Below are 16,760 nucleotides of genomic sequence, written 5' to 3'. Positions count from 1 at the left end.
TAAAGAGATTTATTCTCTTAGGAGTCAAACCATTGAAAGAGTTTTCGCTGACGCGAAAGAACTACATGGAATGAGATATACACAATACAGAGGGTTAGCGAAAGTAAAAATGGAGCTCACTCTCAAATTTGCATGTATGAATTTAAAAAAATTAGCAATGTGGAAGTTTAGAAAAGGCTTCTTCAATGCTAATTTTTTTAAAAGTAACTATAAATTCATAAAAATAAAAAAAGCTCTGCCACTTTTGTGACAGAGCTAATTTTTTGATATAATAGTTACACCATGTATACTATTAAACAAATTTTTACTTCTGTCAATTATACTAATATTTTAAATTCTATTCAAGATTTTTTTCTAAAGACTAGTCTAAATAAACAATTTTAAAAATAAAAAAAAGTTATACCAAATATAACTTTCTAGAAATTAATATTTCATTATTTTTAAGAGCTGATTTAGGTAAATTATAATATTTACAGAAGTGTAATAGTTTTAAAATTATAGAAAAATGGATAAATATTTAGGTCTTTCTGAAGTAGACTAGGACTCTAAACAACTAGTTGTTCCACGTTTTTAGGGTATCAAATTTTTTAAAATTTGTCATTCCGATAGTGGAGTGATTTTTGTTTTTTATTAATTTTTCTAATAATGTGATTTTCAAGAACAAGATTATCCAAATTAATAGTTTTAAGTACATTTCTTTCATCAATATTTTTAATTTCCATCATAAATTAAATCGCCTCCTCATTTAAAAGTACTATTATTCCTTCATAATATTCACCAAACCAATACTATAAATTTTTTATATATGTCCGATGAAATTATTTCTGAGAATCCTTCTGCATATATGAGTATTTTTTCTCTAATAAATAGCTTCAAGAAAAGTATTAGTTTTTATTTACAAAACTTATTATCTAAAAATCTATGTCAGGTTTTATGTGGAGATACTTTAGTAGGTATTTTTATTTTTAGAAGAAAAATTTAACATCCCTAAAATAATTGACAAAAATTTTTCTAAAATTTATACTAGAAAAATCCCAACGTAATTTATTTTCAATTTTTTTATTCACTAATAATCCTTGATAAAAACTGACTACTTTTATTCTAAGGATTCTAATTTAATAAAATAGACGATTTTTTTTACTTATTTTATTAAAGCTTATTGTAGATTTGTAGATTTGTATTTTAGTATTTTATAATTAGTTTCATTGATATGTCTCACAAGAAAAAGGGCAGAGTCAGATTTTAAAGATATTGTTGAAAATTTTATGTTGTAGCTTTTGCTCTTTTTTAGTTTAAAAATCAAGGAGTATTAAATGGATGAAGAAAAAGTATTACCTATTTTAGGCTGTGTTATTTTAATTTTTATATTAATTTTAGGTGTTTTTTCGATAAAAATGATTTTATTTCCTAATAAAACTTATGAAGAAGAAGAAAAAGAAGTCCAAGAGGAAATTGAAGAAGCTTTGAAAAATTTTATACCAATGGTAGATTTAGAAAAAACTTCATTAAAAGAAGTTTTAGAAGAAGTTGATACGAATATAAAAAAACTGGGAGAGATTGAAATGAATAAAGTTAAAACTCTTAAAGAAGAGCTTATTTATCAAAAATTAAAATTGGATGAAGATTTGCAAATAAAAATAAATCTTTTAAAAGAAAAAGAACAAAAACAATATTTTCTTAATTATCTTGATATTTTAAAAAAGTATTCTGATAATTTATCTGGTAAAGAAATTACTAGTTTAATAGATACAATTGAAAAAATATTTGAATAAAATATAATTATTATTGCTTGTTTGAAATTAATATTAAAACCAATAAAATACAGATTACAAAACCAAAATAGGGAGTCTTAGACTCCCTATCATATTAAACCCTACGTTATTGTCTTTCGAAACAATAAATCCACTATTTACTTATTTTTATATACGAAGCTCTTTCAATACCGAAGATAAAATAGGTTAATTAACCTCACTTTCAATAGCAACATCCTTACCACTAAAAGCCATTCCTATCTTTATAATCTTTGATACTCCATTATTTTTCATGGATATATCATATCTCTTTTCATCTATTTGAGCTAATGCTTCCTTGGCTTTTTCCTCAATAGAGTTTTCATTTCCCACTTTAAACTCAAATATAAGTCCATAGTTTCTCTTATCCTTTGGTTCCAGTGCTATATCGTATCTCCCATACCCACTCTCTCTATTTGAAGTTATCACATACTTATCTCCCAGTGTTAAAAGTAATCCTAACATAAAATGATGATAATATTTTTCACTATCCCCTGCATCATGATAACTCACTGCTGAAAGGTACATTTTTTTAAATTTATCTACAAAAGAATCTAAATTTCCTAAAAATAAATCCTCCATCATCGTTCCATAAAAATATACATCTCCTTTAGTATACGTCTCTATGAAGCTCTGCCTAAAAAAACTTTTAATCTCTCGATTTGGGATTCTTAATGAATATGATTTTAATCCTGTTATTGAAGATACTTTCATCTTCTCATAAGTTAAATACCCCGAAAACAGCATCAAGGACCAGATTGTATTAATATTATTTAAGTCATCAAATATTATGTTCTCTGAAATCGATTCCCATATTATTTCACCCTTAAATATCAACTCCAACTCCTCAAATACTTTCGAATCGTTTTTACCCAAGAGTTCCCTAATTAAACTATTATCACTCGTATTTACCCAATATGGATTCAACTCATTTTTACTCACAAAATTAATTAGTGACCACGGATTATAAACCAGTTCCTTTCCAAATCTATATCCGTTATACCACTTCTTTACATCCTCTAGTTCATACTCTAACCCATAGTATTTTAGTAACTCTTCAACTTCCTCTTCTGTTAAACCAAAATGATTAAATTCGTTGTCTAAAATTGTTGATACTGCAAGATTATTCAATCCTGAAAATATACTCTCCTTAGTCACCCTCAATATTCCTGTCAAAACCGCTAATTCAAGATAAGGATTCCCTTTTAATGCTGCGCTTAAAAAATTTCGAAAGAAAAATATCGCCTCTTTATAATACCCTTCTGAATGCGCTGTTACCAGTGGTGTATCATATTCATCTATTAAAATAATTACTTTTTTTTTGTAATGATTTTCTAAATAACCAGATAAATCTTTCAAAGCATTTGAATAGTCTGCATTTTCACTTTTCATTAAAACATCATTAAAATTTTGAGTTTGAATTTCATTTAAAGATTCTCTAATGTATATTTTAGATTGAAATAAGTCACTAAGTAAATGTTTTAATGCTTTAAAACATTCTACCCAACTACCAACTTTTATATCTTTTAAGGTGATATATATAACTGGATGCTCACCTTGATATATCATTTTATCTGTATTAAAAATAGCCAATTCTTCAAATAGCTTTCTATTACTGTTCTTATCTTCTATGTTAAAGAAATAATTAAGCATCGACATATTTAAAGTTTTTCCAAATCTTCTTGGTCTTGGCAATAGGGTTACCTTAGATCTTTTACTCAATAGTTCATCTATCAATAACGATTTATCTGCAAAATAGCAATTGTTCTCTATTATTTCTTTAAAATCATCTATTCCCACAGGTAAATTTTTCTTAACCACCTCTTCACACTCCCATAATTTTTTCTTATATTATACCTTAACAACTGAAGAATATCAAAGCTTCCTAATTTGTTACAAAAAGTTAACAAAAAACTGCAGAGTTATATTTCAATTATTCATTTCACTTAACTTATATCCTATTTTAATTGTTTGGTTTAAGCTGAGGTCTTTTTATGGCAAAAAAATTGTTTCTGAATCTAGAGAAAAATATTAAATCTATTAATTTAGAAAAATTACTGAGGTTTACACGAAGATTTAAACACTCTCTTCCATTTTTTATTGTATTCTTTTTATTTTTTATAAATTTCACTTCTATGTCCTACTTCAAGAACTAATATAGTTAATACATCATCATGGATATTACAAAGTAATCTATAATTACCTACTCTGTATCTCCAAAATCCTTTTTTGTTTCCGACTAATGCTTTACCATGTGCTTTAGGATTATTACAATCAACAAGATTTTTCTTAATCCATTTTAAAATAATTGTCTGAACAGATTTATCTAATTTTTTTAAATGTTCTAAAGATATTTCGGAAAATTCAACTTTGTACTTAATCATAAATCAATTCCTAATTCCTCAATTACACTATCAAATGAATAAGTTTTTTGATTTGATTCTACGTGAGTTTTATAAGCATTTTCAGCAACTCTTAAATCGTATTCTTCTTCCAATCTTTCAAAAACAATTTTTTTTATATAGCTAGAAAGTCCAATACCTTCAAAATCAGCAACTTTTTTTAACAATAGCTCTTCATCAGTATTTAATCTAACGGAAATAACTGACATAAAAAACCTCCTTTGATATTTCGTATTACAATTGTAATACTTAATTTTGGGATTTGCAAGAGTTTTTTTATTAATTTTATAGGTAATATATTATTCTTTACTTAATTTTTATATACAAAATTCTTTCAATGCCAAATATAAAATAGGTTAATTAATCTTACTTTCAATAGCAACATTTTTACCACTAAAAGCCATCTCTATCTTTATAATCTTTGACGCTCTATCATTTTTCCTAAAAAAGAAAATTATTTCACTAAAATACTATAATATTATCTGGGATCAAAAGATAACAAAAGAGGGAGAAATTAATGTTTGAAGAAAAATTATTAAAAAAGGCTTTAAAAAATAAAATGAAATACATGTTATCCTTACTAGTAGTATTTTTTATAACTGGTACAATAGGATATGGAATAGAAATAGAAGAGAATGTTAAAATCGTCGGAACTGAAAAAACAAATTGGAATGGTTTGAATAATGAAAATGAAATAAATAATAAGGGATTCATAGGAGGTATACTTAAAAATGAATCTATTATAAATAATCAAGATATCAACGAATCGGCAAATGGAATTTTTAATAATTTAGGTAATATTTCACTAAAAAATAATGGTGTTATTTTAGGAAGCACAGATATAAATAGAATTACTTCTAAAAATGACAAAGCTGAAATAGAAATGGTTAACTCTAGTAACGGAATCTATGGAATCATGAATACATCAATTGTAAATGGCGGAACAATATCTGGAAACGTAGCTTTAAAAGCTGGAACTACTAATCTTTCAGAAGATTATGCAAAGGCACAAATTTTTGTATATGGTTCTGGGAATGGCGTATCTGTAAAAAAAGCCAATGTAGAAAACAGCGGACTAATATCGGGAAATGCAATATTAGAAGGTGGAAATGCGACAGGTTATAAGAGTGTAACCGCAGATGCTTCCAGTGCTAAAACCGGAAATGGAATCTATGGAAGCGAAGAGGTTATCCTAAAAAATAATGGAGTTGTACTAGGAAATTCAATATTAAAGGGAGGAAATGCAGTTGCACATAATCCTAACTCCACTCCAGCTACTGACGTCTCTGCAGCGGCTTATGCTCACGCTGCCGCTAACGAATCTAGTAATGGAGTAGTTGGGAAAAATATATTGTTAGAAAACACTGGAATAGTATCAGGAAAAGCAATTGTGAAAGGTGGAATAGCATCTGCAAGTGGAGTTCCGGTTGATGTAAATGGAAAACCTACTGAAGCAATAACTTATCCTTATGCGCTTCCTATCGCTAATTTCAGTGGAAATGGAGTAAATGGAGAAACTGTATCAGTTATGAATAAAGGAGTTATATCTGGTTATGTCGAAATAAATGACGGACTGGCTAACAATAAAGCTGAAAAAAGAAATCCAAAATACTCAGGAAATGGAATAGTATTAAATAATAGTAAAGAAAATATCAGTAATCACGGTGTGATAAGGGGATCAGAAAGTGCTATTGTAGCCAATAATTTTACAGGAAGCATAAACAATTACGGTATACTAGCAGGAAAAGAAATTTTTAGTAATGGTGAAGAATTAAAAGAAATAGAATTAAAAAATAAAATAAATCAAGGAATATATGTAAAGCTAAGTACTGAAAAAGAAGTTAAAGAAATTATAGTTGGTACTAGTGGAAATACCGATGGAAAAGATATCCTAAATGGCTCTACAAATGGATCAATTGCAAAAGAAGCAAAAACAATACAAGGAAACCAAAATACCTATATAAAATCATCTGAACTAACTAAAAAGTCTGATTTAATTATAAATGGATTAGGTCGAGAAAATGGTGCATTGACAGTTGTTGATGATGTAGAATTAAACGATTCAATAATAAATGGATATGAAACCGCTTTAACTATTAATGACAATAAATCTTTTAAAGGAACTAATGTTATATTAAATGGTGGTGGATTAAAAAATGATATTACAGTGATAAAAGGCAGTGTTGGCGACAATACACTTGTATTAGAGGGTAATTCTACTATAAATGGAAATATAAATTTAGGTGATGGGAACAATACATTAACTCTAGCAAATACAGTTCAAATTAATGGAGATATACAAAGTGGTTCAGGAAAAGATATTTTAAGTTTGGGAACAAAATCAACTATAAGAAATGTTTCTCAAGAAAATTTAAACGTATTTAATAAAATAGATGGTTTTGAAACAATTAATACAAATGGAAATGTAACACTATTTGAGAAGGCAGAAATAACTGGAGCTGATAAAATTACTCTCGAAAGTGGAAATTTGGTTTTAAAGGTTGATCCAACAATCACAAAAGATGGTAAAACAATCGGACACGCTTTGTACGGCAACAAGGGAACATTAGAAAGCACTGAAGGAAATCTACTAGTAAAATTAAATGGAATAGGAGTGGGAACAACTGTCTCAATGGGAGAAACAACTTTAGTTTCAAAAGAAGGACAAAGTTATATAAAAATTAATTCATTAGTTTTAGATGGAAAATTATCTGAGGACGGAAAAGATTTAGTTATAACAGTTGTAGATTCAATACCGCCACAGCCCGTTGTTCCAAAACCACCTGTAGACACAAATTCACCAGGAAATCAGAATCCTTCATTAGATTCAAAGCCACCAATTACTATAGATTCTTTATTATATGAAAATTTAAATAGTGTATACAAGTCAATAGTTAGTGCAGGAGAGATTGGAAATATGGCTAATACAACATTATTGGACGACAAAACATATAACGACTCTCTAGAAGGATTACTGACACTTTTAGATCAAATATATGCGAATAACCCGTATGCATATACACTAAAATCAACGAGAGATAGTTTAAAGATATTTGAAGATAATATATCATACTTAACAATAAAACCTAAAAAAGATGAACTGATAGTCCAAGGTAAAGCAATTTATACAGGTGTAAAAAATGATAATACTACTTCTGGAAAAAATTATTATGGCTTCGATACAGGACACAGAAATTATAAAACAACAACAGATACAGTTGGAGGGGTAGCAACGTTTGAATATGGAGTAACAGATAAAAACTCTGTAGGATTTGTTTTAGGTGGAAATCATCAAAACGTCAATTTTAGAGGTTTAAGTAAAGTCGATGGAAACTCATTGTACTTGGGAACATTTGCTAAAAGAGAGATTGATAACTTCAAATTTACAAGTGGAATAGGTTATCAATATACTTCGATTGATGCAAAAAGAAAAATTTCAAATAAATATGACTCTTTTGCAACTGAAAACAAATACCACCTTAACTCATTAAACGCTTTTATAGAGACTAAGTATACTTACAATGCTAAACAAGATTGGACAGTAGAACCAAAAATAAAGCTAAGTTACTATTATATAGAACAAAGCGAAATAAATGAAGGATATACACCAGGAAAAATAGCTATGAAAGCTGATAGGGCTGATAGTAATACAATGGATGTGGAGGTTGGAATAGACTTCATCAAGAATATAGACTTAAATAGTGGAAAATTAAAAAATATCCTATCCTTAGGTGTAGTAAATACGCTTGGAGATAAATCAAAAGGATTGAAGGGATACATCTTAGGCAAAGAAAAAAATGGAACATACTTCAATATTCAAGGAATAGAATTACCTAAAACCTCTGGAAAAGTAAGTTACACTTTAGAATTGGAGCAAACAAATGGAATTATCTATACAGGTGGAATGAACTTTGAATTTGCTAAAGACTACAATAGAAATATTAGTGCAACTATTGGAGTGGGGTATAAATTTTAGTGAATATTAATCAAAAAATATAAATAATTTTACATAAAAGAACAATTATAGACCTTTAAAAAATAGAAAATGCGTCAAGGTTTTTCCTTTGACGCCTTCTTCTTTTGATAAATTTACTAATATTGCAAATCTAATGGTAAGATTCACTCAGAAAAAAATCGCTGTAAAATTTTCAACAGTAAATTGGGTTCTTATGTAGGATTTATTGTTGATATTCCTAGAGATAGAGAAGGAATTTTTGAGCCTAAAGCTATTAAAGATGTATGCAGACTTGATGTTTCTCCTCAAATTTTCAATGCCTTCACTATCTCAATCTCCCCTGCTCTCTTAGCTGGATAAACTCCAAATATAAGACTAATTCCCATTATTAGAGCTAATGTCACCATTATCTTAAAAAAATTAAAATATGGTGGTATTTTCAATATATTTCCAGCTATATATGACATACCTACACTAAAAGTTATTCCTATGCTAGTACCTAAAACTATCACAATTCCTGCCTCTATTATAAATATTTTTGTCAAACTTTCTCTACTCATCCCCATAGCTCGCAACACCCCAATATATGAGCCCCTCTCTCGTACCGTAGTAGCTATCAAATTTAAAATTCCAACTCCTCCTATCCCTAAAGAAATAAAAGAAAGAATAAATAAACTTTTCCCTACAAAACTTTTTATCCTCTCTACTTTTTTATAGACATCAGGGGTCTCTAGTATTCTAACTTGATTGTACCTAGGTCGAATTTTATTTAGCTCTTTTAGTACTATCGGTATATAATCTTCTCCATTTTCACCTTCTGGAAAAGCAATTACCAAGTTTTTATAACTTCTCTTGCCAAAAATTTTTTCAAAAGTTTCATCACTCACTATAACCCTATCTCCCATTTTCATAGTTTCAAATGGGCTCTCCTCTTGATACAATCCTCTTACTAAAAATCGCCTTTTTCCTGATACAGTTTCTAACTCAATTTCTTCACCTATTTTTATATCTGAAAACTGTTCTTTATCTAATACTGTCTCTTCATTTTTTAAAATAGGTAATTTCATAGCTATCAAAGCTTTCTTACTGTATCCCTTATACACTGTATTCCCTACTAAAGCTCTCTCCTCTGGGAAAATTCCATATTCTACAAAGGGGAGTCTTTCCATAAGCTCTAAATCCTTATGATTTAGATGTTCTGCACCTACAAGTATTCTATTTCCTCCTATAGCAGACAAATCCCTATTTATAATGTTTCTTGCACCGTCCCCAAGTGAAAGTGTCATAACAAGTGACATAGCCCCTACTATAACTGCAATCATTGGAAAAGCTGCTCTTGCCAAGTTCCCTCGAAGAAATCTAAATGACATCCAAACCTTCACTAAATCACAGCCTTTACTCTCTCTCCATTGGTTACTTTAAATGGATTTATCACCACATCTGTCCCTAGAGGTAAATTTAATACTTCATAATCCGTAGATGTTTTTACACCTATTTTTATTTCAGTCTTACGTATTTTCCCATCATCCACTATGTATACATAGCTCTTATTTCCTTCCTCTAAAACTGAAAAAGATGAAACTGTTGCTACGTTTCTACTACTTTCATTGCTTATTTCTACATCAGTTATAAAACCAGGTTTTAATCCATTTACTTCTAATACCTTAACTTCAATCTCTATAACCTTATCATTTTTTCCACCCAATACGCTTTCACGAGCTACGCTGGAAACTCTAGCTACAACTCCTTCATACGTTATATCTCCATCATATGAAGAGCTTCGTATCGTCGCCTTCTGTTCTGGACTAACACTACTAGCTTGATACATTGGAACTTCAACTTTTACTATACTTTCACCCCTTGGAGAAATAGCCAATAGTCTTTGACCACTTTGCATATTGCTCCCTTCCACCACATCTATAGTTGTAATGACTCCAGCTACAGACGCTTCAAGTGGTTTTCTCAACTGTTCTGCACGACGATTTAGCATCTCATTTGTAAGCTGTAATTTCTCCAAACTTGATTTTAGTTTAGCCTCTTCTATTGCTAACTGTCTAGTTAAACTCTCATAACTTACTGCCGATAGTTCAAACTTTTGTCTATTTAATTCTAAATTAGTTTTTAAATCCTCCAACTCAACTATTTTTTTCTCAGCTTCATTTACGGTTTTATTGACCTCTGTACTTGAAACTCCATCAGCAGCTAATAATTTTTTATATGCTTCCCCTTTTTCTTTTAATGTTCTAGCTTCTGATTGTACTACTGGAAGTCTTCTCTCATTTCCCCTTATCTGTTCCTCTAAATTTCTCATCTCAAGCTTTCTATTGTCCAACTCTAACTTTAATGATCCTCCGTCCAAATCTGCTATTTGAAGTTTTATATCCTTTACATCCAACTCATTTATCCTTAATTCTTTATCATTTTCAATAATACTCTTAGAACTGAAAGTCATAAGTTTATCTCCAACCTCTACCTCTTGTCCTACTCTTGCTATTATTGATTCAACAAGTACTGGAGCTTCCACATACACAGGTATGACCTCTCCAGGTGTAACTATACCCGCATAAAGTATAGAACTAGAAAGATTTCCCATCTCTACTTTTGAAACTCTAACCTCTTTTCCCGATACTCTATTAATTAAAAAATATCCCCCAAGACCTAACCCTACCACTACAACTCCAATCACTATTTTCTTATTCATAATTCTCCCTTACTTATATAGATTCTCATACTTGATTACAGCTAAAACTAAAGCCCTTTGAAGTTTATAAAAATCCTCTTCAGCCGTTCTTAACTGATTTACTGAATTTAAGTAATCAAAAGTTGTCACTAACTCATTGTCATACCTTAAGTTATCAATTTTTAGGTTTTCTCTAAGTAATTCTACTCTCTTCTTTTGAGCTTCACTCTGCCCTGTAAGAGATTCTATCTCTCCTAATCTATTTCTCATATCTAACTCTATTCCAACAATATTGTTATCATATTTTATCTTAGCTTGTTCAAGAGTAAGTTTTTTCTGGTCTACAGAATCAAACGTGCCTCCCCATTGAAATACATAGTTAAATCCTATTTCTACTCTTCCCTCATTTGTTGTTACAAGTTTATCTCCAATCCGTCTTTTAAATTCGTGAGATGGTTTTATATAAAAAGATGGATAAAGATCAGCTTTTGCAATTTTTACATCATATTCAGCTATATCAACCATCAAACTTTGTGTTTTTCCCAACGTTGTATTCCTTGGATCCTCCACTTTTTTAACAACTCCAAATGATTTTAGATACTCCACAGCATTAAATTCATCCAATTTTATGACTCTATCTAAATCGTACCCCAAAAGTTGCATCAACGTCTCTTTTGATGTTCTTTCTTTCTGCTTATTTTCTAGATTAATAGCTATATTATTTTCAATATCCGCTTCAACTTTTAATACTTCGGATTTAGGAATCATCTTATTTTCCTTATATAGACCATCAAGTCTATTACGTTGTTTTTGTAAAGCTGATATTGTGAGATTAGTTATTTCACGTTGCTTTCTAAAATTTAAAGCTTTAAAATATTCATTCACCGACTCCTCTTGCCAACTATAAACTGTCAGTTTAGAATTTTCTTCTGCCATTTCCAACTCTTTTCCAGCTTTCTTATAACCATATACCATTCTACCACCCTGAAATATTGGAATATAAGCTTCTATCTCCTTAAATCCCATCCCTTCATCTTTTACAATCTGCCAATCTTCCTCTGTGGAAAGATTAACTGGAGGTAGAACCAAATTCTTAAAAGCTTTATTCCTTCCTTTTTCTTTTATCTTTATATCTAACTCTTTAATCTTAACTTCAGGATTACTACTTTTTACTCTAGTAAGAATTTCCTCTAGTCCAAGATCCTGTGAATATACTCCTAAAGAAAGAATTAAAAGTCCTATTACCAAATTGCTTTTTCTCATTTCTTATCTCCTCCTCTTTTATTTCATTAAAGGCAGTTATTTTTTTTCTATATTTCAGCTCCATTCCCATTGTATAAGCTCTTTTTTCTACTCCATGGGCGTCGCTTCCTAAAAAATCAATATAACCCTCTTTTAGTAATCTGACTATATGTTTAGGTTTATCTCCCCCCACATTCACCTGAAGTTTAACTCCGAGTCTTCTTAACCTGACTAAATCGCTCCCTTTAAAATTTTCATATCTCTCAACATGGGCCAATATAGGTATAAGTCCTCTCTCTAAAATTTTATTTACCAAATTTTCTCCAACAGGTATGGGAGTAAAAGGTGAAAACTCTACCAAAAGAAATTTCCCTTTTATTAAATTAAATTTTCTATCTCTCAAGATTTCAGATATATTTTCCTTTAAATAAACTTCATTACCCCTGTACACTTTCACTTCAAGTTTTAACTCTTCACATTTTTCTTTCAAAATCATATAATTTTTTTCATAATGTTCATTATTAAATTTCCCTTTATTGTAGTGAGAAGTAAGATAGAACTCATCAAACCCTAATCTCATTCCCATTTTAATCATTTCAATAGATTCTTCTAATGTTCTTGGTCCATCATCAACTCCAAATAACAGATGAGTGTGAATATCTACCATCTTTTCCCCTTTTGGTCCCCACTTAATTGTCTTTTATAATCTCTTTTTAATTTTGTAAGAAAGCCTTTTAAACCTTTCTGAGGTTTATATGCTTTTGCAAGAATATCCCCCTCCTCTGTATAATAATCTTTATAATACGAATAATTATTGTTATAGTACCCATAATTTCCATATGAAAGTCCATTTTTATCGACCTTATTTACTACAACTCCATATATATTTGCTTTTGCATTATTTAGCATAGTTTTTCCAAACTCCAACTCCCTCTTGGCAACTTGATCATAAGCTACAACATATACAACTCCATCACAGTACTTTGAAAGTATAGCAGCGTCACTTGCGATTATTAGTGGCGGTGTATCAAGCACTACTGTGTTATATTCATTTTTTAATTTATCCAACAAAGTTTTCATTTTATCCCCTAAAAAAAGTTCCGTTACATTGTGAGCTACGTTTCTAGTCGGAAGTATATCCAAATTTGTTTCTATATTCTTTAGGATTACCTCTTCGACATCACACTCCCCCGAAAGTACCGATTCAAGACCTTTTGTAAAACTTATTCCGAAACTTTCATGAGCTCTTGGTCTTCTGATGTCACAATCTATAAGAAGTACTTTTTTTCCTGTGATGGCTATACTCATTGCATAGTTTGAAGCGATTGTACTCTTTCCCTCCTTAGGCGTGGTACTTGTTATAAGTATTGTACGAGCCATCTCCTTTTCATTTAAAAAATGAAGATTCGTTCTAATAACTCTGAGAGCCTCATTCATCTCATGGTTGTTGCCATCTTTAAAAAATATCTGTCTTTTACTTCTATTGTTCATTTTTTCCTCCATCCACTAGAGAAAACTTAAAATCTGGAACCATTCCAAGCATTGAAGCTCCAAGAATTTTCTCTATATCCTTTGGCTTACGTAATTTACAGAAGAAAAATTCAACTATAAACGCAACCATACATCCAGTCATACCTGATAAAATTAATGAGATTATAAGTATAGCCCCTCTTCGTTTAGGTAATACTTCTCTTGGTATTTCTGCGGCTTCAACAACTTTTATATTTTGAAAATTCATAACTTCACGAACTTTTAACATAAACTCATTTCCTATTTCATTCGTTACAGCTGCCGCTAAAGCCGGATCTGAGTTTTTATATGTCAATTGGAGTAACTCTGTATCCTTTACAGGAGCTATTGACACTTCATTTTGTAAAGTTTTTAATGTTGTTTCAAGATCATATTTTTTGATAACATTTTTCAGTATCGCATTACTTTTAGCTATTTCCGCATAGGTTGTTGCTAACTTTTGATTGACTGATAACTCCCCTCCATCCAATGAACTAGCATTAAAATTTCTTCCACTTGATATCATCATTGTCATGTCTGTTTTATATACAGTTGGTCTTGTTAGAGCAAAAAAAACTCCCATTCCAAATATGGGTAATGCTACTAATCCTATTAGTTTCCATCTTCTCAAAAGTGTAAAAACCAAATCCATTAAATCTATTTCCTCTCCATCTTCATAGAAGTTATCTTCATAAAAATCCTCTTTTTTTCTCATTCATTCCTCCATGTTTTTAATAAATTTCATAAAAAAAGCTGTTCAAACTGAACAGCTTTTTACTTTAATTATTAATAATTATTTCTACCTTCTTTTCAGTGTTATTTTATTTCCTATTTATAACTATATGGTGTATTTTGGCTACTTGTCAGAGAAGTTGATCCGACGTGTGCCGCTGAAAGTTCTATTGCCGTTAATCCTGCTGTCACTCCACCACCACTTTCTCCTCCACTTACAATTGATGAATCTCCCATTCCAAAAGCTGCCATAAAAGAATCCCCTTTTGACATTGGAGCTCCCGGTTGTGTTCCCTTTGAATCCTTAGTTGTACTACCATTCTCTGATGTTGTGTTCTCCTCTACTACATATATTACTAGTACTTCTTCTGCTGTATATGTCACTGATGTTACCATCATTAGTATTCCTAAAATTAATAATAATTTTTTCATCTCAATCCCTCCTAGTTAAAATATATAAGCCGCTGCAATTGATCCAATTGCTGCTACTTTATCATTTTGTCCCTGTTCAGTTAAGTTCGTTGCTCCTAAATTAACTGATATCGGATAATCAGGAAATGGTACCATACTTATTCCTGCTGTTAATATATTGCTTGTATAATCTACAACTACACTCAACTGTGGAATTAAATAAAATGCAACTGCTCCAAACCCATCTATTTTATCTTTTCTATCATTGTCTTTATTTATATCTGCGTACGAATTATTTCCAAGACCTGCAGTAATAACAACTGGAATAAAATCATTCGGACAAAGTTTTGTAGCTGCCACATAAAAACTTGGATCCTGATTGTCTCCATCTGATTTAGTTGCGTGCCACAAATCAACCCCTACCATACCAACCGATACTCCAACTCCCAACTCTTTGAAATGATGCCCCACATTTAAATTTAAATTTCCTCTATTGAAAGACCCTCCATCTCTAAAATCGATACTTCCGATTCCTAACGATACTGATCCACCAAGTTTTTCAGCATTTCCAAATCCCATTCCAAGAGCCATTGCTCCATCTGTATTATCACTATCTCTTCTTCCAGAAAGTCCTACAAAAGCTACTCCATATGAAGAAACAAGTCCTGATGGGGCTCCCAAAGAGAATCCTGGCAGTGTCGCCATTTCATAAAAATTCTCTGCTAAATAGATAAGTGGTTTATCTCCGCCCTTTTCACTTTTAGCAAAAACCGCTGTTGTTTCTGCTGTTACTGATGATAACTCTGCTGCGCAAAGCACTGAACTCAATAAAAGTGTTCCTAATAAAACTTTTTTCATCATATTCCCTCCTGTTTCTTCACGAAATGTGAAACTTTATACCTGAAGTACAGTATATACCATACTAAGTAGTTTTTCTATTTGAAATTTTTTTATTTTTTTAAAAATATTTTTCAAAAACATTTGATATCCGAACTTTTTTGTTGTATAATGAACGTAAATAATATTTCATAGGAGTTGAAATTGTGTCAATAGTAATTTGCTCAAAACATTTAAGAGTCTTAAACCTCTTAAATTTTACTAAAGGAGACAAGCTTGATTTTTTAGAGTCATTTCTAAAACTTTCAAAAGCAAATTTGAATCTATATATTAAAGATATATATAACTCTCTCCCTGAGCTCCAAAAAACGAACAGATTGAATCTGATTGTAAAAGAGATTTCAAATTGTAATAACCTTTTTTCTAAATTAAAAAAACTTCAAATTGCTTCAAAAGAGGAACGTATACTTTTTCTAATCTTAAAAATACTTATCGAGGGAAAACTAAATTTAGAAAATCTTTCAAAAAAGTTAGATGTTTCAAGGCGCACCTTAAATGACGATTTAGCTGATATTAAAAAAGATTTAGAAAGTTTTGATTTGATTGTTGAAAGTCACACCGGTAAAGGTATTTTTTTAACAGGAGAAAACTTAAGTAAAAAATTAGCACTCTCTAGCTATATCTATAAATATTTAGTAGAGGAAATATATCTTCCCAAAATTCTAACTGAATATTACTCACTCTTGTTTCACAATGATGAGATTAATATTTTTTTAAAAAAAGACATTGAAAATTTTAAAAATTTTTGTAATATGGATAACTTCTTTTGGAATGAAGAGCTATTGAAAGCCTTTTATATCAGTTTTCAATATCTACCTGATTCTGATGATGACTTCAAAGATTCTTCAATCCTCTCTTTAAAGGACTTCTCTATTTTTAAATTTTATTTTTCTAATATTTTTTCTGACAACGATCTACATACTTTTTACAACATTTTTCATGATTCACTTTTTAAAAATATCTCTTTTACTAAAATTCCATACTTTATAAATATTTTAAAAATTTGTACAGGTAATTTTCCAGATGAAAATATCCATTATCATAACCATCTCTCTATTTGGAGAGATATTATTAAAAAAAATATGAATAAAACCTTGACATCTAAGGATGAAGAAATTTTAAAGAAAGTTATTCTGAAAACT

The 16,760-nt window shown here is 30.1% G+C and carries 15 protein-coding genes; 4 read left to right on the top strand and 11 right to left on the bottom strand.

Features of this window, described 5'->3' with window-relative positions:
- Together ACWI69_RS10315 and ACWI69_RS10310 are read left to right on the top strand one after the other, a co-directional pair.
- Nucleotides 1-250 (top strand): transposase (locus tag ACWI69_RS10315; protein ID WP_448821752.1); only part of this gene is annotated, 250 nt, incomplete at its 5' end.
- Between the two features lie 1,063 nt (nt 251-1,313).
- The gene (locus ACWI69_RS10310) at nt 1,314-1,772 is read left to right on the top strand and encodes a hypothetical protein (RefSeq protein WP_448821751.1); all 459 of its coding nucleotides are present in this window, start codon (nt 1,314-1,316) and stop codon (nt 1,770-1,772) included.
- Nucleotides 1,773-1,958: 186 nt separating this feature from the next.
- Here ACWI69_RS10310 and ACWI69_RS10305 read toward each other — a convergent pair whose 3' ends face one another.
- The 3 genes from ACWI69_RS10305 to relB all read right to left on the bottom strand — a co-directional run bounded on the left by ACWI69_RS10305 (nt 1,959) and on the right by relB (nt 4,401).
- Nucleotides 1,959-3,611 carry an AAA family ATPase gene (locus ACWI69_RS10305; protein WP_448821750.1) on the bottom strand — a complete coding sequence of 551 codons (1,653 nt, stop codon included), beginning with the start codon at nt 3,609-3,611 and terminating at the stop codon, nt 1,959-1,961.
- Between the two features lie 290 nt (nt 3,612-3,901).
- Nucleotides 3,902-4,171, bottom strand: a complete 270-nt coding sequence (locus tag ACWI69_RS10300; protein ID WP_448821753.1) for a type II toxin-antitoxin system RelE family toxin — start codon at nt 4,169-4,171, stop codon at nt 3,902-3,904.
- The gene (gene relB / locus ACWI69_RS10295) at nt 4,171-4,401 is read right to left on the bottom strand and encodes a type II toxin-antitoxin system RelB family antitoxin (RefSeq protein ID WP_448821749.1); all 231 of its coding nucleotides are present in this window, start codon (nt 4,399-4,401) and stop codon (nt 4,171-4,173) included. The genes ACWI69_RS10300 and relB overlap by 1 nt, the downstream gene beginning before the upstream one ends.
- A gap of 308 nt (nt 4,402-4,709) precedes the next feature.
- Between relB and ACWI69_RS10290 the strand changes: the two genes are divergently transcribed.
- Complete coding sequence (locus ACWI69_RS10290) at nt 4,710-8,168, top strand: autotransporter domain-containing protein (RefSeq protein ID WP_448821748.1); 3,459 nt, start codon at nt 4,710-4,712, stop codon at nt 8,166-8,168.
- A 284-nt stretch (nt 8,169-8,452) separates the two neighbouring features.
- Here ACWI69_RS10290 and ACWI69_RS10285 read toward each other — a convergent pair whose 3' ends face one another.
- The 8 genes from ACWI69_RS10285 to ACWI69_RS10250 form a co-directional block, all read right to left on the bottom strand.
- On the bottom strand, nt 8,453-9,517 hold the full coding sequence (locus ACWI69_RS10285) for an ABC transporter permease (RefSeq protein ID WP_448821747.1): 1,065 nt from the start codon (nt 9,515-9,517) through the stop codon (nt 8,453-8,455).
- Nucleotides 9,518-9,528: 11 nt separating this feature from the next.
- Nucleotides 9,529-10,848 carry an efflux RND transporter periplasmic adaptor subunit gene (locus tag ACWI69_RS10280; RefSeq protein ID WP_448821746.1) on the bottom strand — a complete coding sequence of 440 codons (1,320 nt, stop codon included), beginning with the start codon at nt 10,846-10,848 and terminating at the stop codon, nt 9,529-9,531.
- 9 nt (nt 10,849-10,857) lie between these two features.
- Nucleotides 10,858-12,090: a TolC family protein gene (locus ACWI69_RS10275; protein WP_448821745.1), complete on the bottom strand. Its 1,233-nt coding sequence runs from the start codon at nt 12,088-12,090 to the stop codon at nt 10,858-10,860.
- Complete coding sequence (locus ACWI69_RS10270; protein WP_448821744.1) at nt 12,002-12,736, bottom strand: tyrosine-protein phosphatase; 735 nt, start codon at nt 12,734-12,736, stop codon at nt 12,002-12,004. Before ACWI69_RS10270 ends, ACWI69_RS10275 begins: the two co-directional genes overlap by 89 nt.
- Entirely contained in the window at nt 12,730-13,560 is an 831-nt protein-coding gene (locus tag ACWI69_RS10265) for a CpsD/CapB family tyrosine-protein kinase (RefSeq protein ID WP_448821743.1), read from the bottom strand. The genes ACWI69_RS10270 and ACWI69_RS10265 overlap by 7 nt, the downstream gene beginning before the upstream one ends.
- Nucleotides 13,550-14,293 carry a YveK family protein gene (locus tag ACWI69_RS10260; protein ID WP_448821742.1) on the bottom strand — a complete coding sequence of 248 codons (744 nt, stop codon included), beginning with the start codon at nt 14,291-14,293 and terminating at the stop codon, nt 13,550-13,552. The genes ACWI69_RS10265 and ACWI69_RS10260 overlap by 11 nt, the downstream gene beginning before the upstream one ends.
- A gap of 113 nt (nt 14,294-14,406) precedes the next feature.
- Complete coding sequence (locus tag ACWI69_RS10255) at nt 14,407-14,742, bottom strand: hypothetical protein (protein WP_448821741.1); 336 nt, start codon at nt 14,740-14,742, stop codon at nt 14,407-14,409.
- A 15-nt stretch (nt 14,743-14,757) separates the two neighbouring features.
- Nucleotides 14,758-15,579, bottom strand: coding sequence for a hypothetical protein (locus tag ACWI69_RS10250; protein ID WP_448821740.1), 822 nt, complete (start codon nt 15,577-15,579; stop codon nt 14,758-14,760).
- A 185-nt stretch (nt 15,580-15,764) separates the two neighbouring features.
- On the opposite strand from ACWI69_RS10250, the gene ACWI69_RS10245 reads away from it, so the two are divergent.
- Nucleotides 15,765-16,760, top strand: a 996-nt coding sequence (locus ACWI69_RS10245) for an HTH domain-containing protein (RefSeq protein ID WP_448821739.1), incomplete at its 3' end; no start/stop codon positions are given.

The sequence above is a fragment of the Cetobacterium sp. genome, assembly GCF_977044495.1.
The sequence above is the reverse complement of the archived record's forward strand: the minus strand, read 5'-3'. Positions and strand labels throughout refer to the sequence as shown.